At 36.1% G+C, this 22,201-nt stretch carries 18 protein-coding genes; 3 read left to right on the top strand and 15 right to left on the bottom strand.

What is annotated here, in order from left to right; all coding sequences use genetic code 11:
• Positions 1-25 precede the first annotated feature (25 nt).
• The 3 genes from M0214_RS08430 to M0214_RS08420 form a co-directional block, all read right to left on the bottom strand.
• Positions 26-877 (bottom strand): prephenate dehydrogenase, encoded by an 852-nt coding sequence (locus M0214_RS08430; RefSeq protein WP_248722130.1) that lies wholly within the window; start codon positions 875-877, stop codon positions 26-28.
• Positions 878-976: 99 nt separating this feature from the next.
• Complete coding sequence (locus M0214_RS08425) at positions 977-2,122, bottom strand: pyridoxal phosphate-dependent aminotransferase (protein ID WP_248722129.1); 1,146 nt, start codon at positions 2,120-2,122, stop codon at positions 977-979.
• A complete protein-coding gene (locus M0214_RS08420) occupies positions 2,119-2,946 on the bottom strand; it encodes a prephenate dehydratase (RefSeq protein ID WP_248722128.1) in 828 nt (275 codons plus the stop codon). Before M0214_RS08420 ends, M0214_RS08425 begins: the two co-directional genes overlap by 4 nt.
• 282 nt (positions 2,947-3,228) lie before the next feature.
• Here M0214_RS08420 and gldA point away from each other — a divergent pair, with 282 nt between their 5' ends.
• From gldA to M0214_RS08405, 3 genes are all read left to right on the top strand, one after another.
• Positions 3,229-4,125, top strand: a complete 897-nt coding sequence (gene gldA / locus M0214_RS08415) for a gliding motility-associated ABC transporter ATP-binding subunit GldA (RefSeq protein WP_248722127.1) — start codon at positions 3,229-3,231, stop codon at positions 4,123-4,125.
• 209 nt (positions 4,126-4,334) lie between these two features.
• The gene (pta, locus tag M0214_RS08410; RefSeq protein WP_248722126.1) at positions 4,335-6,425 is read left to right on the top strand and encodes a phosphate acetyltransferase; all 2,091 of its coding nucleotides are present in this window, start codon (positions 4,335-4,337) and stop codon (positions 6,423-6,425) included.
• A gap of 4 nt (positions 6,426-6,429) precedes the next feature.
• Complete coding sequence (locus tag M0214_RS08405) at positions 6,430-7,632, top strand: acetate/propionate family kinase (protein WP_248722125.1); 1,203 nt, start codon at positions 6,430-6,432, stop codon at positions 7,630-7,632.
• On the opposite strand, the gene M0214_RS08400 is transcribed toward M0214_RS08405, so the two are convergent.
• The 12 genes from M0214_RS08400 to M0214_RS08345 all read right to left on the bottom strand — a co-directional run bounded on the left by M0214_RS08400 (position 7,603) and on the right by M0214_RS08345 (position 22,184).
• The gene (locus M0214_RS08400) at positions 7,603-8,349 is read right to left on the bottom strand and encodes a head GIN domain-containing protein (protein WP_248722124.1); all 747 of its coding nucleotides are present in this window, start codon (positions 8,347-8,349) and stop codon (positions 7,603-7,605) included. The genes M0214_RS08405 and M0214_RS08400 overlap by 30 nt on opposite strands.
• A complete protein-coding gene (locus M0214_RS08395) occupies positions 8,346-9,443 on the bottom strand; it encodes an acyloxyacyl hydrolase (protein WP_248722123.1) in 1,098 nt (365 codons plus the stop codon). Before M0214_RS08395 ends, M0214_RS08400 begins: the two co-directional genes overlap by 4 nt.
• Before the next feature lie 34 nt (positions 9,444-9,477).
• A complete protein-coding gene (locus tag M0214_RS08390; RefSeq protein WP_248722122.1) occupies positions 9,478-10,431 on the bottom strand; it encodes a methylenetetrahydrofolate reductase in 954 nt (317 codons plus the stop codon).
• Between the two features lie 226 nt (positions 10,432-10,657).
• Positions 10,658-13,330 (bottom strand): methionine synthase, encoded by a 2,673-nt coding sequence (gene metH, locus M0214_RS08385; RefSeq protein ID WP_248722121.1) that lies wholly within the window; start codon positions 13,328-13,330, stop codon positions 10,658-10,660.
• Between the two features lie 14 nt (positions 13,331-13,344).
• Entirely contained in the window at positions 13,345-14,352 is a 1,008-nt protein-coding gene (locus tag M0214_RS08380; RefSeq protein WP_248722120.1) for a homocysteine S-methyltransferase family protein, read from the bottom strand.
• A gap of 263 nt (positions 14,353-14,615) precedes the next feature.
• On the bottom strand, positions 14,616-15,506 hold the full coding sequence (gene cysM, locus M0214_RS08375) for a cysteine synthase CysM (RefSeq protein ID WP_248722119.1): 891 nt from the start codon (positions 15,504-15,506) through the stop codon (positions 14,616-14,618).
• Complete coding sequence (gene epsC, locus M0214_RS08370) at positions 15,493-16,233, bottom strand: serine O-acetyltransferase EpsC (protein ID WP_248722118.1); 741 nt, start codon at positions 16,231-16,233, stop codon at positions 15,493-15,495. The genes cysM and epsC overlap by 14 nt, the downstream gene beginning before the upstream one ends.
• Positions 16,234-16,361: 128 nt before the next feature.
• Positions 16,362-17,417 (bottom strand): NAD(P)/FAD-dependent oxidoreductase, encoded by a 1,056-nt coding sequence (locus M0214_RS08365; protein ID WP_248722117.1) that lies wholly within the window; start codon positions 17,415-17,417, stop codon positions 16,362-16,364.
• Between the two features lie 2 nt (positions 17,418-17,419).
• A complete protein-coding gene (locus tag M0214_RS08360; RefSeq protein WP_248722116.1) occupies positions 17,420-18,004 on the bottom strand; it encodes a bifunctional precorrin-2 dehydrogenase/sirohydrochlorin ferrochelatase in 585 nt (194 codons plus the stop codon).
• A gap of 3 nt (positions 18,005-18,007) precedes the next feature.
• Complete coding sequence (gene cobA, locus M0214_RS08355) at positions 18,008-18,769, bottom strand: uroporphyrinogen-III C-methyltransferase (protein WP_248722115.1); 762 nt, start codon at positions 18,767-18,769, stop codon at positions 18,008-18,010.
• Between the two features lie 13 nt (positions 18,770-18,782).
• Positions 18,783-20,876 (bottom strand): HEPN domain-containing protein, encoded by a 2,094-nt coding sequence (locus M0214_RS08350; protein WP_248722114.1) that lies wholly within the window; start codon positions 20,874-20,876, stop codon positions 18,783-18,785.
• 60 nt (positions 20,877-20,936) lie between these two features.
• Positions 20,937-22,184 (bottom strand): sulfate adenylyltransferase subunit 1, encoded by a 1,248-nt coding sequence (locus M0214_RS08345; RefSeq protein WP_248722113.1) that lies wholly within the window; start codon positions 22,182-22,184, stop codon positions 20,937-20,939.
• Positions 22,185-22,201: the final 17 nt, after the last annotated feature.

Raw genomic sequence — 22,201 nt, 5'->3', positions numbered from 1 at the left:
GGGATTTGTCTTTGCTATTTTTAGTTTATTTAATTCCGTTTAAAATATCTTTTATGTGATTCACATTTTTCATTTCGTTGAATATCGCCTCAAGGTCATCATTCTCCATCAACGTTTTAAAGTGACTCAAGTTATTGATGTACTCTTCAAGAGTTTCTAACACGTTTTCTTTGTTCTGCTTGAAAATGGGTGTCCACATTTCTGGAGAACTTTTAGCCAATCTAACTGTAGATGCAAATCCACTACCGGCCATATCAAAAATATCGCGTTCGTTCTTCTCTTTTTCTATTACCGTTTTTCCCAACATAAACGAACTGATATGTGACAAATGCGAAACATAAGCAATATGCTTGTCGTGGGCCGCAGGGTTCATATAACGAATTCGCATACCTATAGCCTTAAACATATCGAGCGCTTTTTCTTGTAACTTAAAAGCTGTTTTTTCTACTTCACAGATAATGTTTGTTTTTCCATCGAACAATCCACTAATAGCGGCACTTGGTCCTGAATGTTCAGTTCCCGCAATAGGGTGTGCAGCCAAAAAGTTTCTACGCTTAGGGTGGTTTTCTACAACCTTGCATATGGCCTCTTTGGTAGAGCCCGCATCTATTACCAATCCAGTATCTGAAACCTTATCTAATATTGTTGGCAATAGCTTAACCGTAGCATCAACCGGAATGGATACAATAACCATATCGGCATGCTGAATATCATCTAAAGTGGCCTTTTTATCAATTAAGCCTAAAGACAATGCTTCCTCTAGTGTAACATCCTTTCTACTAATACCATGAATTACTAAATCTGAATTCAGCTTCTTGATATCTTTAGCAAGACTACCACCTATTAAACCAATACCTATAAAGTATATATTCTTCATTCCCATCTGTCTCCAAGAGACATCTTCCCCAAGGGAAGAATTAGTTATTATTATTCCTTAATTTATCTATACTGCTCTCTACAACTGCAAACTGCTTACTTATTTTACTCTTGCTATACAGGCTTCAATATCATCTGCCGAAGCACATAACGAAAATCTTATATAACCTTCACCTTGACTTCCAAATATGGTTCCTGGTGTAATAAAAACATGATTTTCTTGTAATATCTTATCAATAAACGCTTCAGATTTTATACCTGCTGGCAACTTGGCCCATACAAACATTCCCGTAGCATTTTCATCGTATGTACAACCAAGAGCTTCAGCCAACTTCCAAATCAAATCTCTTCGCCTTTTATAAACACTGTTTAAAGTGACATACCACATCTTTGAGCATTTCAAAGCTTCAATAGCTCCTTTTTGAATTCCATAAAACATACCAGAATCCATATTACTCTTCACCTTTAGCACATTCTTGATATGCTCTTCTTTTCCCAGAACCATACCTACGCGCCAACCAGCCATATTAAAGGTTTTACTCAACGAATTGAGTTCCAAACAAACCTCTTTTGCGCCTTCAACATTTAAAATACTTGTTGGATTATCGTTAAGCACAAAACTATAAGGGTTATCATTAACTATTAAAATATTGTTTCGCTTAGCAAAAGCCACTAAACTTCTAAAAGCTATTTCTGAAGGCTGAGCCCCCGTTGGCATATGCGGATAATTTACCCACATTAGCTTTACTTTACTTAGGTCTAACTTTTGTAAAGCATCTATATCTGGCAACCAGTTATTGCTGGCATCTAAATTGTAAAATACAGGCTTAGCTTCTACCAACCTTGTTACCGATTGGTAGGTTGGGTAACCCGGATTAGGAATCAACACCTCATCACCAGGATTTAGGTAAGCCATCGAAATATGCATGATACCTTCCTTACTTCCCATTAAGGGTAGTATTTCGGAAGTTGGATTTACATTTACGGCAAAGTGCTCTTTATAAAACGATGCTATGGCATCACGCAACTCTGGCAAGCCCTGATAACTCTGATATTTATGAGCAGTGGCATCTTGTAGACTTCCAGAGATAGCATCTATAACCTTTTGAGGTGGCTGCATATCTGGGCTACCAATACCTAAATTGATAACTGGTTTCCCCTCGGCAATCATAGCGCCTACCTCTCTCAATTTTCTTGAGAAATAGTACTCCTGTACACTATGCAATCTTTTAGCTACCTCAATCATAACTTAGCATTTTTGTATTCACCTAAAACCTTAAATCCTTCTGCCATAATCTCTATTAGAGACTTTGCTTTTTTAAAATCGCTGTAATCATTAAAAGTAACGTCAACAAAAAATGCATATTTCCAAGGTGTTTCAATAATTGGCAACGATTGAATTTTTGTTAGATTCAATTTACAATCGCTCATTACGTTTAGTATGGTAGCTAAACTTCCGCGTTTATGATTGGCTTCGAACTTAAGCGAAGCTTTGTTTATCTCACTTTCAGGAACTTCAGAATTGGTTCGCTTTACAATTGCAAAGCGTGTTTCATTGTGCTTTATTGTTTGAATACTTTTAGCAAGAATGTCCAGTTCGAAAATCTCAGCGGCTAAAACACTAGCTATAGCGCCCACACTTTTAAGTTGATTCTTATGAATTCTCTCTGCAACTTCAGCGGTATCTTTATCCTCCACCAACTTTATATGTGGATAGTTTTTAAAAAACGCTTTACATTGCAACAACGCCATAGGATGTGAATATACTTCTTTAATATCCTCAATACGCTGACCAGACAAAGCCATTAAGTTATGCTGAATATCTAAATAGTGCTCTCCTACAACATGCAAATTGTGTTTATCGATTAAAGCGTAATTTGGAATAATAGAACCTGCAATAGAATTCTCTAATGCCATTATTGCTGCATCGCAAGATTCTGTAGTCAAAGCATCAACCACGCCATCAAAAGTCAAGCACTCTATTAAGTCAATAGACTTATTAAAAAATTGCTCTGAAACAATGTGATGGAAAGATCCTTTTATTCCTTGTATGGCTACCGATTTAATCATAAAAAAAAGTCTCGATTTTCACCGAGACTTATATTTAAATTTATTGTTTTAATTTATACATATAACGCCTCGTTCCTTTAACTAAAAAAGAAGTAATAAAAGCTGCTAAAATATGTATAAATTACTGTTGTTCTCATAATTACGCGGCTAAAGTAATTAATATTTTAAAAAATCAAAATTGTCGAATTGATTTTTTGAGGTTTTTTTTTAAGATTTAAAGAATTTACAGCAAAATTCCGTTTACTTTAGATAATCATTTATTTTTGTTCAAATAATTAAAATATGTCTATAGAGGTTAAAAACATTTCTAAACTATACGGAAATCAAAGGGCTTTGAATGATATTTCATTTAAAGTAAACAACCCAGAGATTGTAGGTTTTCTAGGTCCAAACGGCGCTGGTAAATCTACAATGATGAAGATTTTAACCACTTATATAAAACCTGAAAATGGTAGTGCATTGGTCAACGGACATAATATTTTTGACCAACCTAAAAACGTACAACAAAGTATTGGCTACTTACCGGAGCATAATCCTTTATATTTAGACATGTACATTAAAGAATATTTAGCTTTTAACGCCAATATCTATAAAGTACCAAAACAAAGAATAGAGGACGTTATTGAACTTACGGGGCTAACTCCCGAAAAGCATAAAAGGATTGGACAGCTATCTAAGGGATATCGCCAGCGAGTAGGTTTAGCCAATGCACTGTTACATGACCCAGAAGTTTTAATTCTAGACGAACCAACCACTGGGCTAGACCCTAACCAATTAATTGACATAAGAAATCTTATTAAGACCATTGGAAAAAGTAAAACAGTTTTCCTATCTACTCATATTATGCAAGAGGTAGAGGCTATGTGCGATCGGGTTATTATCATCAATAAGGGAGAAATAGTCGCCGATAAAAAACTTTCCGATCTACGAGAGGACCAAAAACAAACTGTAATAGTTGAGTTTGACTTTCGTGTAGAAGATGCTTTTCTTAAGCGTTTGCCCAAAGTCACAGAAGTTAAAAACACCTATGGTTTTGTTTATGAAATAACGTTTTCCACATCTAAGGATATGCGATCACATGTGTTTGATTTTGCACATGACAATGAACTTAAAATCCTTCAGTTAAACCAAAAGAATATTAGTTTGGAAAATCTATTTAGGGAACTCACCTCTAATTAATCGATTAAAATTCTTGATTGTCTGAATTATACGTTACAGTCATCTCTTAAAATAGGTCACGGTTTCGTTTTTACCTCAAAACCATGACAAATATCATCTTTACAACACTAAAGTGGTGTTAATTTTGCCCGTATATTTTATAAATAAAGGGAGAAGGTACCAGTGTTGGTTAAACACAAAAAAGTATCTTTACAAAACAAACAGGTATAATGAGCAAAGGAATTTACGTTGCTACTATAGAACCAAATAGCGGCAAGTCTGTTGTGGTTCTAGGTCTTATGCGCATGCTTTTAGGTAAGACCGCTAAGGTGGGTTATTTTAGACCCATAATTGAAGATGTTGAAGCCGGAGAAATGGACAACCATATCAATACGGTTATATCGCATTTCGATATAGACATTAACTACAAAAAAACTTTCGCATATACGCGTAGCCAGGTTTTAGATTTATACAACCAAGGTAAATCTGGAGATGTTATCGACGAGATTATAAAGAAATACAAATATCTTGAAGAACGTTTTGATTTGGTTTTAGTCGAAGGCACCGATTTCTCTCACGAAAACTCTAGTCTTGAACTAGATATTAACATGTTAATATCTAAAAACTTAGGCCTTCCCGTAATTATCGTTCTTCATGGAGACCGCAAAAAGAAAAAAGATATTGTAGATAGTGCACAACTGGCTCACGATACCTTTAAAGAAGAAGTCGATGTACTATCCATAATGGCCAACAAAGTAGATGAAGACGACTTAGAAGAACTCAAAGACAAATTAGAAAAACGTATTAATAACGGAACCGACATCACCGTTATCCCAAAGATTAAAAGTCTTGCGAGCCCAACTCTAAAAGAAATCGTGAAAGCTCTTGATGCCAAAGTATTATTTGGCAAAGACATGCTAAACAATCAAGTTTTAAACTCTGGTGTGGGAGTGATGCAGCTAAGAAACTATATCACAAAACTAAAAGACGGTTCTTTAGTGATTACATCAGGAGACCGTGCAGATATTATCTTAGGCGCCTTACAGGCACATGTATCTAAAAACTATCCCAAAATATCGGGTATAGTTTTAACAGGCGGCCTGCTTCCTGAGGATTCAATTTTAAAACTTATCGAAGGACTCTCTGGTGTTGTGCCTATTATAAGTGTAAATGATGGCACGTTTAATGTCACCAATGCTATTGGTAAAGTAAAATCTAGAATCTACGCCGAAAACTCCGAAAAGATTGCCGTATCTATTGCTACATTCGAAAAGCATGTAGACACCGATAAACTAGCCAACAGGTTAATTACCTTCCAGTCAGATATTTTTACTCCCAGAATGTTCCAATACAACTTGTTACAATCTGCGTTAAAAGATAAGAAACACATTGTTTTGCCCGAAGGTTACGACGAACGTGTGCTTAGAGCAACTGCAAGGTTGGTCAATGCTCATGTAGTAGACGTTACTTTAATTGGGGAACCGGAAAAAATACAAGAACGTGTTGAACGTTACGATATCCCTTTAAATTTAGATGATGTAAACGTTGTTTTCCCAACACAGTCTCCTCATTTTGACGACTATGTTAACACATTTTATGAGTTAAGAAAACATAAAGGAATCAACTTAGATGTTGCAAGAGATACCATGTCTGATGTTTCTTATTTTGGAACCATGATGATTTATAAGGGTCATGCCGATGGTATGGTATCAGGAGCAGTGCATACCACGCAACACACATTACGCCCTGCGCTTCAATTTATAAAAACCAAACCTGGTTGCAATATTGTTTCGTCTGTGTTCTTTATGTGCTTAGAAGACCGCGTTTCCATTTTTGGAGATTGCGCCATCAATCCAAACCCCAATGCTGAACAACTGGCAGAAATTGCTATATCTTCTGCTGCAACCGCCAAAAATTTTGGTGTTGAACCCAAAGTAGCCATGCTATCTTACTCTTCGGGTGCTTCTGGTAAAGGTGAAGATGTAGATAAGGTTAGAAAAGCAACGGAAATCGCAAAGACCATAGCACCAGACCTTAAAATTGAAGGGCCTATCCAGTATGATGCAGCCGTAGATATGCGTATTGGAAAAAGTAAGCTCCCTGATTCTGAAGTTGCCGGACAAGCAAGTGTTTTAATTTTCCCTGACCTTAATACAGGAAATAACACTTACAAGGCCGTACAACGTGAAACTGGCGCTTTAGCTATTGGACCAATGCTTCAAGGTCTAAACAAACCCGTTAATGATTTAAGTAGAGGCTGTACTTCTGATGATATTTACAGCACCGTAATAATAACCGCTATTCAAGCCCAAGAACTATAAACCCATGCAAGTATTAGTATTAAACTCAGGAAGTTCATCATTAAAATTCCAGTTATTTTCAATGCCGGAAGAACGCATAATATGCTCTGGACAAGTTGAACGCATTGGTTTTGAAGATGCTATTTTTAAATTCAAAACAGACAAAAAAACCATTGAAAAAATAACTCCTGTAGAAAATCATAAAGCAGGATTAAAGTTGGTTGCAGAACAACTACTGGATAAAAGCGAAGGGGTTATAAAATCTCCAGACGATATTGAAGTTGTTGGTCATCGTGTGGTTCATGGTGGTAAGTATTTTAGCGACACCACCATCATTAATAAAGATGTGAAGGAGAAAATCAAAAAATTATCTTCGCTTGCACCTTTACATAACCCGCCAAACTTAGAAGGTATAGAAATTGCAGAAGAAATTTTCAATAATGCTGTACAAGTAGCCGTTTTTGATACCGCTTTCCATCAATCTATTCCAGAACATGCGTATAAATATGCGATACCTAATGAATATTCAGAAAAGCACCATATACGCTTATACGGTTTCCATGGAACAAGTCATAAATATGTTTCAGAAAAGGCTATCGAGTATTTGGGATCTAAAAGCTCTAAAATTATCACCATACATTTAGGTAACGGTTGTAGCATGACCGCAATACAGGAAGGAAAGAGCATTGACCATTCACTAGGTTTTTCTCCTGTTGGTGGATTAATTATGGGAACACGCTCTGGTGATGTTGACCCATCAATTATTTTCCATTTAGCTGAACGTCATGGACTAAACATTAAGGAGATTAGCAATTTACTCCAAAAGCAAAGTGGTATGCTCGGCCTTACGGGATATAGTGACTTACGCGAAATTCAAACTGAAGCAGAAAAAGGCAACAAAAAATGTCTTCTAGCCTTAGAAATGAATGCCTACCGTATAAAAAAATATATTGGCAGCTACGCAGCTATCATGAATGGCCTTGATGCTATTGTGTTTACGGCTGGTATTGGAGAGAATTCGGCGAAAATACGAGAACTCGTTTGCCAAGACATGGATTACTTCGGAATCGATTTAGACCTAGATAAAAACGCCTCTCGCTCTAGTGAAAATAGAGAAATCAATAAAGAAAACACAAAAGTTAAGATCTTGATTATTCCAACCAATGAGGAGCTAGAAATCGCTAAGCAATCCGTAAAACTATTCAAAAACCAGGCGTCCCTGGTATAGTTCATCGATATCAATAACGGGTGGTGTGCTTTTAGAAATAACATTACCCGTTCCTCGTATTATACCTTTTAGAGACTGTACAGGGTGTATTATCATATCATTACTACCCCTGTGCGAAACAACAACATGCTGAGCTGTTAAATTTTCTCCTTCAAACCTACTATTTCCAGCAAAGAACGAAACACTTAAATTATTGGTTTGACCTTCCACAAAACAGTTAGAAAGGTTATTGAATATTACACTTAAAGATTCATTATCTATCTCTAATCTGAAATTGCCGGTTGTAAAATCGGTATCGACTCCAAAGTCTTCAGATAATAAGGTTAAATTAGGGTATGTTAGTATACCATCAGAAATAATATCGTATTGGGTAGAAGACCTAATTTGACTTATATTAGGCGCGGTAATATAAACTTTTGTAATACCGTAATCACGAACAAAATTACAGGTATTAGCATCTGTTAGAATCAACTGACCATTAGTTACTAGGGCAGAAATATCGTTGAGTAAATTTTCACCTGTCGCAACCACAACCTTATTTACTGGACCTTCTTTAAGTATCAAGGTAATGTCTCTGTTTACTAAAATTTTGTCGAAGACATCAACTGAAAATTCTTTTTGAATAATATTTCCTGCAGTCTGAAAGCAATCATTAGCGTTTTCACTGTTGCAAGCAAAAACCAAGAAGACAATTAATACTAAACTTAACTTTTTCATAATCTAACACCTACTCCAATTTCAACTGCTTCTGCTTTAAAACCATGAGATTTTAAAGTTAAAGCAGCAAACCATTTTTTTCCTAAGTAACGTTTCATACCAACACGCACATAAGTCCTTCCTTCAAAATCGAACGGATAATACACATAATACCCCAACTGTGTAACTACGCTCGTTTTATTAATAAATAATTCATGACCAGCGAATAACGCCACACGTTTATGATCTTCATCTCCAGCAACATTTTCTTCTGGAAATGACACACTCTTAAAATAGATTAGCTCCTTCAAGAAATTTGAAAAAAAGGCATCAACACCAAACTGTACTGCACTTTTTATATTTACCCTTTTATCTACGTAAGCTGATAAAATATAAAAAGGGAACTGCCCACTTCCAATAATATCACTTTCATTAATGCCGGTTCTAAAAACAAAATTATACTTTAAAGGTTCTGTAAATTTATTATCTGCTTCCTTAAGTGTATGCTGATATTCGGGATCAGAATCGGATAGACTATAGGTCATTCCCAAATTAAAGGCCATAGAATTTAAACTGGTATTTGGTGCTTTTACATTAGCGTTAGAATAATGAATAAGCGACACCCCTCCTTGCAGTCCAAAGCGCCCAAAAATCCGCTCCCTTTTGTAATTAAGCATAACATAAGTACTACTTAGCAGCTTAGTTCCGAAAGCAATATTCCTAAAATTAGTCTCTCGATCATAGGGTTTGCTGGTTAGAGCAACACCTTGACCAATACGCATCATTACATGTCGCTTAAAGAAGTAAAAATTATAATGTGCGTACAAGGAATAGTTAGTTCCAAGCACCTCGTTTTTTAAATTTTGATAAGCAAAAGACACACCGTAATCTGGAAAATTATAGCGTTGCTCCCATTCCTTAAACCCGAAAGTTTTCTTGTTCCAGCTAATAATAACACCTTCGGGACGTCCTTGAATAAGGTGTAAAATATCACTGTTGTGCAGCGCTATATTCCCTTTAAAATAGTTAACATCTAAATAGGAGGAGTACTGCTCATCTTGAGCAAAAGAACTATTAAAAAAAAGAATTAAAGCACCGATTAAAAAAAGCCTCATATAGGTTTTACTTGTGCCGCAAATGTAAACGAATTTAAAACAATGCCGATGCTATTGCCTTAACATTATCACTTTTACCCATAGAATAATAATGTAGTACTGGCACTCCAAAATCCCTAAGCTCTTTAGATTGCTGAATGGCCCATTCTATTCCAACTTGCCTAATGGCTTTATTGTCCTTGCATTTCTCTACAGCATCTATTAAATCCTCTGGTAAATCTATACTAAACACATGTGGTAAAAGTTGAAGATGACGCTGCACAGCCAAAGGCTTTATACCTGGAATAATCGGGATATCAATTCCTGCCTCTTTGGCCATCTTTACAAATTCAAAATACTTCGAATTATCAAAAAACATTTGGGTAACTACATAATCTGCCCCGGCATCAACCTTAGCTTTTAACCGTTTTAAATCGGTCTGCAAAGAAGGGGCTTCCATATGCTTTTCGGGGTAACCTGCAACACCAATACAGAAATCGGTCTTGAAGCCGGTTATGTTTTCTTCATGTAAGAACTTCCCTTTATTTAAATCTGAAATTTGATGTACCAATTCGCAAGCATAACGGTGACCGCCTTTGGTAGGCTCAAAATACTGTTGGTGTTTCATCGCATCCCCACGTAAGGCTACAAGGTTATCAACTTCCAGATAATGACAGTCCACTAATAAATATTCTGTTTCCTCTTTAGTAAACCCACCACACAATACATGGGGTACAGGATCTATATTATATTTATGTTTTAAGGATACCGATATACCTAAGGTTCCTGGTCTTTTTCTAATGGTTTTACGATCTAAAAGCCCATCTCTTTCAACATAAACGTACTCTTCCCTAGAGGTTGTTACATCAATAAACGGGGGATTAAACTCCATTAAAGGATCTATGTTATTATACAAATCCTGAATATTCTTTCCTTTTACCGGTGTTACGATTTCAAAAGAAAACAACGTTTTTCCGTTGGCGTTTTTTATGTGGTCTGTTACTTTCATTCTGCTAAATCCCTGAAAAGAGACTTTTAATATTTAGTGTTAATTTTATTTTGGGCGTTACCCTATCGGGTCGCGCTTTACGCTATATCTTTTTTGACTGTCATTGCGAAGATAATTTTAATTATCTGTGGCAATCTAATAATCTAAAAGATTACTTCGTCTTACCTCCTCGTAATGACGCCTATTTTTTTTCAAAAAGGATGTAGCTTTAATCGCTAACGCGTACCTAATCTGCCAAATTAGGATGCAGCCATTTTTTAGCTTTATCCTTGGTGATGCCTTTTCTTTCTGCATAATCCACAACTTGGTCTTCGGTAATTTTACCTAACCCAAAATATTTAGCTTCGGGATTGGCAAAATAATACCCAGAAACGGCAGCAGCAGGCCACATTGCCAAACTTTCTGTAAGCGTCACACCTATAATCTTTTCAACATCCAATAATTCCCAAATAGTTTCCTTTTCTAAATGGTCTGGACATGCGGGATATCCTGGGGCTGGACGTATACCTTTATAGGTTTCTTTTATTAATTCGTCATTACTCAAGTCCTCGCCTTCAGCATAGCCCCAATGCTTCGTTCTTACTTGTTCATGCAAATATTCTGCAAAGGCTTCTGCAAATCTATCTGCAATAGCTTGAGCCATAATGGCGCTATAGTCATCATCTTTTGCCTTGTATCCTTCTGCCAATTCTTGAGCTCCAAAAATCCCAACACAAAAAGCACCAATATAATCTGTCTTTCCTGTACTTTCAGGAGCAATAAAGTCCGATAAAGCATGATTAGGGACCCCTTCTCGCTTTTTTAATTGTTGTCGCAAGGTTCTGAATACCGCTATTTCTTCACCTTTTTTCTTTACAGAAACATCATCTTCATTAATGGTATTGGCTTCAAACAATCCAAAAACCGCTTTAGGTTTTAACAATTGCTTCGCTACTATATCACTAATCATTTCTTGGGCCTCGTTAAATAATTGCGTCGCTTGTTCTCCAACTACTTCATCTTTTAAAATATCGGGATATTTTCCATGCAAATCCCAACTTCTAAAAAACGGACTCCAATCTATATACGGCAACAATGCTTTTAAACTTAATTGCTTTAACATTTGTACACCCATTTCTTTAGGCTTCACAATTTCTGTGTTATCCCAATCTATTTTATACTTGCGCGCTCTTGCTTCTTCAATAGTTATATACGACTTCTCTTTACCTCGCTTTAAAAACTTGGTTCTAAATTCGTCATACTCCTTTTTCTTTTGAGCCACATACTCATGAGCAGTTTGTTTATTTAACAAATCGCCCACAACCGTTACAGCTCTGGAGGCATCGTTTACATGCACTACGGCATTTTTATACTGCGTATCTATTTTTACTGCTGTGTGCGCTTTAGAGGTTGTTGCTCCACCAATTAACAATGGAATGTTCATGTTTTCACGCTCCATTTCTTTCGCTAAATACACCATTTCATCAAGTGAAGGTGTAATAAGTCCTGACAACCCAATAGCATCTACATTCTCCGCCTTTGCCGCTTCAATGATTTTTTCAGGGGGAACCATAACCCCTAAATCGACTATTTCATAATTATTACAACCCAAAACAACGCTCACGATATTTTTACCAATATCATGTACATCGCCTTTTACTGTTGCCATTAAAATTTTACCTAAGGCTTCTTGCTCTTCACCTTTTTCTGCTTCAATAAACGGATTTAAGTAAGCCACCGCTTTTTTCATTACACGAGCCGATTTCACCACCTGCGGTAAGAACATTTTTCCTTCGCCAAATAAATCCCCTACAACGTTCATTCCAGCCATTAAATTTCCTTCGATTACATCTAAAGGCCTATCTGATTGTTGTCTAGCTTCCTCAACATCTTCAACAATAAAAGCATCGATTCCTTTCACCAAGGCGTGCGTGATTCTATCTTGTAGTGGATTTTCACGCCACGATAAATCTGCTGCCTTTTCAACTTTAGTTCCTTTTACGGTTTCTGCAAACTCTAAAAGGCGTTCGGTGGCATCGTCACGTCTATCTAAAATAACGTCTTCTACATGTTCTAATAAATCCTTGGGGATATCATCATAAACCTCTAACATGGCAGGATTTACAATACCCATATTCATACCATTTTGAATGGCATAATACAAAAACACAGAGTGCATGGCTTCACGAACAATGTTATTTCCTCTAAAGGAAAATGACACATTACTAACACCGCCACTTACACTGGCATTCTCTAAATTTTCTCTAACCCATTTAGTAGCCTCAATAAAGTCTAAAGCATTCTTACGGTGTTCCTCCATTCCTGTTGCTACAGGAAAAATATTTAAATCGAATATGATATCTTCCGAAGGAAACCCAACTTTATTGACAAGTATATTATAAGAACGCTCTGCAATTTCGATACGACGTTCATAATTATCGGCTTGACCTACCTCATCAAATGCCATGACTATAGCAGCAGCACCATAACGCTTTATCCGTTTAGCTTCCCAAATAAATTTCTCTTCTCCTTCCTTAAGAGAAATGGAATTTACCACACATTTCCCTTGTACAACCTGAAGTCCTGCCTCTATAATCTCCCATTTAGATGAATCTATCATAATAGGAACACGACAAATATCTGGCTCTGCAGCAATGAGGTTTAGAAAACGCACCATGGCATGTACTCCGTCGAGCAGACCATCATCCATATTGATGTCGATAATCTGTGCTCCTCCATCAACCTGATGACGTGCTATATCGAGAGCTTCATCATATTTTTCTTCTTTTATTAAGCGCAAAAATTTTCTAGAACCTGCAACATTGGTACGTTCTCCAACATTTATAAAGTTACTGTTTTCGTTTAGGATTAGAGGTTCTAATCCTGATAAACGCATGTATTTCGATTGCTTAACTTTCATAAAATCGTTTTATTTTATACTGAAACAACTTCAGCATGTCGACGCGGTTCGTACTTAGCAGCTAAATCTGCTATCACCCTAATATGTCCAGGACTTGTTCCACAACAGCCACCTATAATATTTATTAAATTCCTTTTCAAATATTCTTCAATTTGAGCCCCCATTTCTTCAGGGGTTTCATCGTACTCTCCAAAAGCGTTTGGTAGACCTGCATTAGGGTGGGCAGAAACCGCAAAATCGGTTTTCCCAGCAATAGCCTCTAAATGCGGTTGTAACAAATTAGCACCCAAGGCACAATTAAAACCAACAGACAACAATGGAATATGCGATACTGAAATTAAAAAAGCCTCGGCCGTTTGTCCAGACAGGGTTCTTCCAGAAGCATCTGTAATAGTTCCACTAAGCATAACCGGAATATCTATATTTCTTTCTTCTTTAACCTCTTCTATAGCAAATAATGCAGCCTTTGCATTTAGTGTATCAAAAACAGTTTCGACTAATAAAATATCTGCTCCACCATCCATTAAGGCCTCTACTTGTTGTTTGTAAGCTATTCTTAATTCATCAAAAGTCACTGCTCTATACCCAGGATCATTAACATCTGGCGACATACTAGCCGTTCTGTTGGTTGGCCCTATCGAACCTGCTACAAAACGCGGTTTGTGAGGTTCTTTTTTTGTAAATTCTACTGCTACTTCTTTGGCTATTTTAGCAGACTCGTAATTAAGTTCGTATACCAAATCTTCCATTTGGTAATCAGCCATTGCTATGGTAGTCCCAGAAAACGTATTGGTCTCAATAATATCTGCACCTGCTTCAAAATACTTAGCATGTACCTCTTTTATTGCCTCTGGTTGGGTAATAGATAGTAAATCGTTATTACCCTGTAACGGAATAGGGTAATCTTTAAATCGTTCACCTCTAAAGTCCTCTTCTGTAAATTTATAGGCCTGTAACATAGTACCCATGGCACCATCTAAAACCAAAATACGTTCCTGCAAAGTTTTTCTTATACTTGACATTTCTTTTTTTTGATTACTATCCTGATTTTATTTCAGAAATACATGAAGCATTGAGAGAGACTGAAACAATCTAATTGGACTGTATTTTACTTAATGTATAAACAAAAATTGATACTAATTTTGTTATTAATTCTTTTGAAAGTGGAATTTAGACTTTTTTGAAAAAAATTTTAAACTTCTCGAAAATAAGTCATTAACAAACACATACCTTGACTCAAAAATAACAACTATATTTTTCTTATCCTACTTTATTTAAAACTCTGTTATTCGAATAGATCTGATGATAAATACCGATCACCCCTATCACAAATAATTGCAACAACGACACCTTCTTCAATGGAATTAGCGACCTGCAACGCACAATACACCGAGCCTCCACTACTCATACCTGAAAACACAGCGGCTTCTTTCGCTAAACGCTGCGTAACTTCTTTAGCATCTTGTTGTGTAACTTCAATAACCTGATCTACTTTGCTTCTATCGAAAAATTCAGGCACGTATTCTTCTGGCCATTTTCTGATCCCTGGAATTCTAGAATTATCATCTGGCTGTGCGCCAACAATAGTGACACTCTTATCTTGCTCTTTTAAATAAGTAGACACTCCCATAATAGTTCCCGTGGTTCCCATAGCCGATACAAAGTGTGTTATTTTACCTTCGGTATCTCTCCATATTTCAGGTCCCGTAGTTTTATAATGAGCTTTCCAATTGTCATCATTACCAAATTGGTTTAACAATGTGTATCCCTTTTCGTCTCTTAATTTAAATGCCAAATCGCGCGACCCTTCTATACCAACATCAGAAGATGTTAAAATAACCTCAGCACCATAAGCCTTCATTGTTTTAACGCGTTCTTCTGTAGAGTTTTCAGGCATTATCAAAACCATATTTACTCCTAAGACTTTAGCAAATAACGCTAAAGCTATTCCGGTATTTCCACTTGTTGCCTCTACCAAAGTATCTCCTTTTTTGATATCTCCGCGCTTAAGCGCTTCGTTTATCATATTAAAGGCCGGCCTGTCTTTAACGCTTCCGCCAGGATTATTCCCTTCTAATTTAAGTAAAAGTGTTACACCTTCTTTAGCAACCAAATGACTCGCATCTACAAGCGGTGTATTACCAACAAAATCTATGATAGTTTTATTTAATGCCATTCTTTTTAGGTCTAATTTTTATTTCTGTTTGATAGGTTACAAGAGAATTTTCTGGAACCGATTGTGTTATCCAAACATTGGCTCCAATAACACTGTTTGCACCAATGGTAATATCTCCCCCTAGTACGGTAGCGTTAGCGTATATACAAACATTATCCTCGATTGTTGGATGCCGTTTCACCTTGGCGAGACTTTTAGCAACCGATATACCTCCTAAGGTAACCCCTTGATAAATCTTTACATCTTTACCAATTATTGATGTTTCACCAATTACTATTCCCGTACCATGATCTATATAAAAAGAGTCGCCAATAGTGGCACCAGGATGAATATCTATACCTGTGATACCATGTATGTATTCGCCCATCATTCTAGGTAATATTGGTACTTTTAGCTTATGAAGCGCGTGACTTAAACGATGAATTGAAATTGCATGAAACCCCGGATAGGCCAAATATATTTCCTGTAAATTATACGATGCCGGATCATTATTTTCAAAAGCAATAGCATCTAAATCCAGTCTTCGTCTTATCTCTGGGAGATTAGACTTAAAAGTACTCCAAATTTGTTTTGCATTATCTACCTCTAAGGTTTTAAGAATTTTTAAAAACGTCTTTTCTAAATACCCTTCATGTTCCTCTTCTTGTTCGCAATCGAATAACGAATAGAATAGACGTTTGGTAAATGTCTTAACTGTATCTTTTAAGCACACATTATAACTTTTCATTATCAATGCTTTTTGGTTTTCGATGGATAAAAATAAAATTAATACCTGAATTATCGCAGGTTATTAAATAATAAATCCCGCGGGTTAAAAAGAAACTCGCGGGATTATTTATGTTGTAAAGCTAAAATTTAATCTATAGCCTGTACTACCGCTTTTGGCGCTTCTTTACGTGAACCATCAAATCCGTCAATACCGCTTACTGTTGTATACTTCAACACAAACTTCTTTCCTGGATTAATGATTTTATAAGCTGCTTGACACATTAAAGTAGCTTCATGGAAACCACAAAGAATTAACTTTAATTTTCCTGGATAGTAGTTACCGTCTCCAATAGCAAATATGCCAGGAATATTGGTTTGATAATCTAATGCGTTATTAACCTTAATGGCATTCTTTTCAATCTCTAAGCCCCAATTTGCAATTGGCCCTAATTTAGGCGACAATCCGAATAATGGAATAAAATGATCTGTTTCTATAAAAACAGGTTCTTCATCTTTCTTAGTAACTTCTATAGCTTCTACCTTACCATCGCCAATAATTTTAGTAACCTCAGCTGGTGTAATTAGGTTTATTTTACCTTCTCTTTTCAGTTCACCTACTTTCTCTACAGAATCTAAATGACCTCTAAACTCATTACGCCTGTGTACAAGCGTAACGCTTTTAGCAACATCGGCTAAAAATATAGACCAGTCTAATGCAGAATCTCCACCACCAGCAATTACCACGTTTTTATCACGGTACATTTCTGGCTCCTTGATCATGTACTCAACGCCTTTGTCTTCAAAATTAACGAGATTTTCAAGTTGAGGTTTTCTAGGCTCAAAACTTCCAAGACCACTTGCAATAGCCACTACTGGCGCCTGATGCTGTGTTCCTTTGTTAGTAGTTACTATAAAGGTGCCATCTTCTTGCTTTTCTACAGTTTCAGCACGTTCTCCCAATGTAAAACCAGGTTCAAACTGCTTACCTTGTTCTAATAAATTTTTAGTTAAATCTCCTGCCAAAATCTCTGGAAAACCAGGTATATCGTAAATAGGCTTTTTAGGATATAACTCAGAACATTGTCCACCAGGTTGTGGCAAAGCGTCAATTAAATGACACTTTAATTTAAGTAAACCTGCCTCAAATACAGTAAATAACCCAGTAGGTCCCGCTCCGATAATTATTATATCTGTCTTAATCATTTTTATGATTCTTTTTTTTGTATTAATCCTTTTGTGAATTCGTTTAAAGTCTCCACTTTTTCTTCGAAATCACCTTTTATTGTTTTTCTATATTCATTCAAATTTTTTACTAAATCGTCTATATTTTCTGGAATTACTTCCTCAAAAAACTGCCTTAGACGTTTAGCTGTAGTAGGTGACTTCCCATTTGTTGAAATCGCCACTTTTACGTTTCCTTTGGTTACAATACCTCCCATGTAAAAATCACAGTAGGGTGGATTGTCGGCGACATTAACCAAAATGCTTCTTTTTCTACAATGTTTATGTACTTTAACATTAACCTCTGGCACATCGGTAGTTGCAACTACAATATGCTTCCCTTTAAGATACTTTTTCTTATAAGTATCTGTAATCAAATCAACATTCCCTTTTTTAGCTAAAGTTAGGGTACCTTCCCTGAACATTGGTGACACCATTGTTACACAAGCATCAGGACTAGACTTTAATAAGAACGTTAACTTTTCTTCAGCTACATTTCCACCACCTACTATAAGCACGTTTAAGACCTTAGCTTTTAAGAAAACGGGATATAAGTTATTACGCTCCATATTTTACCTACTCACAACCTCATTATAAACAGCACTAAGCACTGCTCTTTCCTTTACAACGTCTCCGATAATGATAATAGCAGGGTTTGCCAACTGCTTTTCCGCTACAATCTTTTCTATGGTGCTTATTGTGCCTATACCAACATTTTCATTATCTCGTGTACCATTTTGGATAATAGCAATGTGAGTATCTTGTTTATTTTCATTTGAAAATATTTTAACAATCTCACCCAACTTACTCATCCCCATTAAAACAACAACGGTAGCTGTTGATTTCGCTGCCAAAGCAACATCATTTGATAGCTGATGTTTTTTAGTAGTTCCTGTAATTACCCAAAAACTCTCTGAAGCCCCCCTTTTAGTTAAAGGAATCCCCTGATAGGCGGGTACTGCAACCGATGAAGAAATACCTGGCACTACAAAAGTCTCTAAACCAAACTGTCTTACATAGTCTATCTCTTCTGCACCACGACCAAAAATAAATGGATCTCCACCCTTCAATCTTACTACATGACCTTTCTCTTTGGCTTTAGAAACAATGAGCTCGTTAATTTGTTCTTGCTGAAACGCATAACACCCTTTACGCTTACCTACGAAAATAAGCTCTGTATCTTCTGAAGCGTACTTGAGTAAAGATTCGTTGATTAGTGCATCGTACAAAATCACGTTTGCTGATTCAATCGCCTTAATCGCTTTAAGGGTAATTAAATCCTCATCACCTGGACCAGCACCTACAACGGTTAACCTTGGGGTTTGTAAACTCATTTTTATATTCTGATTAAGCTGTTTTAGCTTGCTCTAATTCTCTAAACTCTCTAACTGACGCTAAGAACTTCTCAGCATTTGCAATATAGTTTTGTGCAAACTCTTTAGTTGGAGCATTCTTGTTTATTTGATAAATAAACTCTGAAAAAGAAGTTCCTAATTCAATTTTTCCTCCTTCAACAAAAAGCTCATCAAACTGAGAAATAATTCCAGCATGTGTGTTGGTCTTTTTGTTCTCAGCTAATAATAATGCTTTAGCTGAATTTACCAAAGATTGGTATGCTAAATAAATTGCGCCCGAATATACTTCGTTTCCAAAAGATTCTTTAGCGTTTTCAATTTTTTCTTCACTCTCAAAGAACAAGGTGGCTATTAAATCAATTACAACACCAGCACACTCACCAACACCAATTGCTTTAACATATTTCTCTTCTTCTCCCCAATCAATAAAGTCTAACTCTGTTAAATTGGTTGCATCTTGTAAATCCTGTAAGAAGTCGTAAAAATACTTTTCACCTTTCTCTTGGTAGTATTCCACAAATTGTTTTCCTCCAGCATTAGCTTCATAGTCATCTAAAATTCTACGTAAAGCTTCTGGGCCTCTTCTACTAGGAACTTTTACAACTTTATCAGCAAAAGTCGCATTACCATCGCCTTGATTTCCACCTCCAAGTAATACTTGTAGAGCTGGCGCAACTAATTTATCTGGCGTACGAACTGTCATTCCTTGGAAACCAATATTTGCCATATTGTGTTGCCCACAGGCATTCATACAACCACTAATTTTTATAACTAAATCGTCTTTCTTTAAATATTGAGGGTATTCAGTTTTGATGATTCTTTCTAATTCTTCAGAAATACCTGTACTACTTGCAATACCTAAGTTACACGTATCTGTACCTGGACAAGCTGTAATGTCAACCGCTTTATTATAACCAGCTTCTACAAAACCTAATTTTTCAAGTTCTTGATAGAAAAATGGTACTAATTCTTCCTTAACAAAAGGAATAACAATATTTTGACGTAACGTTAAACGCACTTCACCAGCCGCATAATTATCTACTAAGTTTGCTAACAAACGTGCTTTATCTGTATAGAAATCACCAAGCAATACTTTTATTCCGATAGCTACATATCCTTCTTGCTTTTGAGGAATCAAGTTTGTTGATTTCCATAAATCAAAAGCCTCTTGGTCTTTAATCTCTACTTGAGGAGTTTCAACTTCAACTGGTTTTGAAGCTTCGTAAGAATCAGCATCAATTGGTACACTTTTAAATTCGATAGCTTGTTGCTCTTGCTCAATTAACTCTTTAAAAGCTTCTAAACCTATGTCTTTTACTAAGAATTTCATTCTCGCCTTCGCACGACTTTTACGCTCTCCATGACGGTCAAAAATTCTTAGAACGCCTTCCATGATTGGGATGATTTTATCAGTTTCAACAAAATCATATAACACATCTGCATGACGTGGCTGAGAACCTAATCCACCAGCTACCATTACTTTGAAACCACGCACACCATCTTTAACCTTAGCAATGTATCCTATATCATGTAAATACGACAAACCAGTATCTTCATCAGAAGAAGAAAAAGACACCTTGAATTTACGTCCCATTTCCTGACAGATAGGGTTTCTCAAAAAGAACTTATATAAAGCATCGGCATATGGAGACACATCGAACGGTTCGTTGACATCAATTCCAGCAGTTTCAGAAGCAGTAACATTTCTTACTACGTTACCACATGCTTCACGAAGTGTTACTTCATCTTTTTCTAACTCCGACCAAAGCTCTGGTGTTCTGTTTAAATCTACATAATGAATTTGAATATCCTGACGTGTTGTAATGTGTAAACGACCTCTTGAATATTCATCAGACACTTCAGAAATTCTTCGTAATTGATTGCTCTTTAATTTTCCGTAAGGTATTTTAATACGAATCATTTGAACACCTTCTTGTCTTTGTCCGTATACACCACGAGCTAAACGAAGGCTTCTAAACTTCTCTTCATCAATTTTACCGTTATGAAATAATTCGATTTTATTGGCTAATTCAATAATATCTTTTTGAACTACCGGATTTTCTATTTCTGTTTCAAAACTTTGCATATTCCCTTTTTTTCTTTTTAGTCCCACTATTAATGCTTAGTGAGGAAGCAATACTGTTTGTTATTGTATAAATCCAGCTCCAACAGTACTGTTAGATTGTGAATCGATTATAATAAACGACCCATTAGTACGATGATTTTTGAATTGATCGTAAAAAATAGGCTTGTTTAATCTAAAACTTACCTGAGCGATATCATTCATTCCTAATCCTGAAACGTTTTCTTCAATTCCAGAGTAATCAGGATTGATTTTATGGTGAATGGTATCTACTTTAGCCAATACTTTATTGATACCATGCTGAATAACATATTTTGCTCCAGGAGTTAATTGCTTAGAGTCCATCCAACATACGTTAGCTGTAAATTGCTTTTCTATAGTTGGCAAATCACCATCTTTTACAATCATATCACCCCTGCTCACATTTACATCATCTTCTAATGTGATGGTTACTGACGAACGTCTTGAAGCAGTTTCATACTTTTCATCATAGAAATAAATCTCTTTGATTTTGGATTTTGTTTGAGATGGTAACACAACCACATCGTCTCCTACGCTTAAGTTACCACCATACACTTTACCTGCATATCCTCTGTAATCGTGATACTCCTCAGTTTTAGGACGAATCACATACTGAACTGGAAAACGTGGTGTACCTACATTAAAGATATCAGACTTATCTAATTTCTCTAAGTGCTCTAATAAAGACTCCCCTTCATACCAAGGCATCTTATCAGATTTATTAACTACGTTATCACCTTTTAAAGCACTTACAGGAATAAACGAAATAGTTTGTCCTTGATAGTCTCTTTTGCTCATCAACTCTTCAAAATCAGCCTTAATCTTATTATAAACTTCTTCTGAATAATCCACTAAGTCCATTTTATTGATAGCAACCACTACGTCTTTAATACGCAATAAGTTATTGATAAAGAAGTGACGGTTAGTCTGCTCAATCACACCCTTTCTAGCATCTATTAAAATGATTGATGCTTGCGAAGTTGAAGCCCCAGTCACCATGTTTCTTGTATATTCTACATGACCAGGTGTATCGGCAATGATGTAACTTTTATTTTTTGTTGAGAAATAAATATGAGCCACATCAATAGTGATACCTTGTTCTCTTTCAGCAACTAATCCATCTGTAGCTAATGAAAAATCTAAATAGTCATATCCACGTGACTTACTAGTTTTTTCAATCGCTTCAAGTTTATCTGTAGTTAATGATTTTGTATCGTAAAGGATTCTACCGATTAACGTACTCTTTCCGTCATCTACACTTCCTGCTGTTGCAATCTTTAATACTTCCATGTTTTATTTAGCTGTTA

The organism is Seonamhaeicola sp. ML3 (assembly GCF_023273855.1).
Classification (GTDB): Bacteria; Bacteroidota; Bacteroidia; order Flavobacteriales; family Flavobacteriaceae; genus Seonamhaeicola.
The sequence above is the reverse complement of the archived record's forward strand: the minus strand, read 5'-3'. Positions and strand labels throughout refer to the sequence as shown.

Coding starts and splice junctions, on each gene's coding strand:
- M0214_RS08430 (WP_248722130.1), bottom strand. CDS start 877: ATGAAGAATATATACTTTATAGGTATTGGTTTAATAGGTGGTAGTCTT.
- M0214_RS08425 (WP_248722129.1), bottom strand. CDS start 2,122: ATGATTGAGGTAGCTAAAAGATTGCATAGTGTACAGGAGTACTATTTC.
- M0214_RS08420 (WP_248722128.1), bottom strand. CDS start 2,946: ATGATTAAATCGGTAGCCATACAAGGAATAAAAGGATCTTTCCATCAC.
- gldA (WP_248722127.1), top strand. CDS start 3,229: ATGTCTATAGAGGTTAAAAACATTTCTAAACTATACGGAAATCAAAGG.
- pta (WP_248722126.1), top strand. CDS start 4,335: ATGAGCAAAGGAATTTACGTTGCTACTATAGAACCAAATAGCGGCAAG.
- M0214_RS08405 (WP_248722125.1), top strand. CDS start 6,430: ATGCAAGTATTAGTATTAAACTCAGGAAGTTCATCATTAAAATTCCAG.
- M0214_RS08400 (WP_248722124.1), bottom strand. CDS start 8,349: ATGAAAAAGTTAAGTTTAGTATTAATTGTCTTCTTGGTTTTTGCTTGC.
- M0214_RS08395 (WP_248722123.1), bottom strand. CDS start 9,443: ATGAGGCTTTTTTTAATCGGTGCTTTAATTCTTTTTTTTAATAGTTCT.
- M0214_RS08390 (WP_248722122.1), bottom strand. CDS start 10,431: ATGAAAGTAACAGACCACATAAAAAACGCCAACGGAAAAACGTTGTTT.
- metH (WP_248722121.1), bottom strand. CDS start 13,330: ATGAAAGTTAAGCAATCGAAATACATGCGTTTATCAGGATTAGAACCT.
- M0214_RS08380 (WP_248722120.1), bottom strand. CDS start 14,352: ATGTCAAGTATAAGAAAAACTTTGCAGGAACGTATTTTGGTTTTAGAT.
- cysM (WP_248722119.1), bottom strand. CDS start 15,506: ATGGCATTAAATAAAACTATCATAGATTTTGTTGGTAATACACCGCTT.
- epsC (WP_248722118.1), bottom strand. CDS start 16,233: ATGAAAAGTTATAATGTGTGCTTAAAAGATACAGTTAAGACATTTACC.
- M0214_RS08365 (WP_248722117.1), bottom strand. CDS start 17,417: ATGATTAAGACAGATATAATAATTATCGGAGCGGGACCTACTGGGTTA.
- M0214_RS08360 (WP_248722116.1), bottom strand. CDS start 18,004: ATGGAGCGTAATAACTTATATCCCGTTTTCTTAAAAGCTAAGGTCTTA.
- cobA (WP_248722115.1), bottom strand. CDS start 18,769: ATGAGTTTACAAACCCCAAGGTTAACCGTTGTAGGTGCTGGTCCAGGT.
- M0214_RS08350 (WP_248722114.1), bottom strand. CDS start 20,876: ATGCAAAGTTTTGAAACAGAAATAGAAAATCCGGTAGTTCAAAAAGAT.
- M0214_RS08345 (WP_248722113.1), bottom strand. CDS start 22,184: ATGGAAGTATTAAAGATTGCAACAGCAGGAAGTGTAGATGACGGAAAG.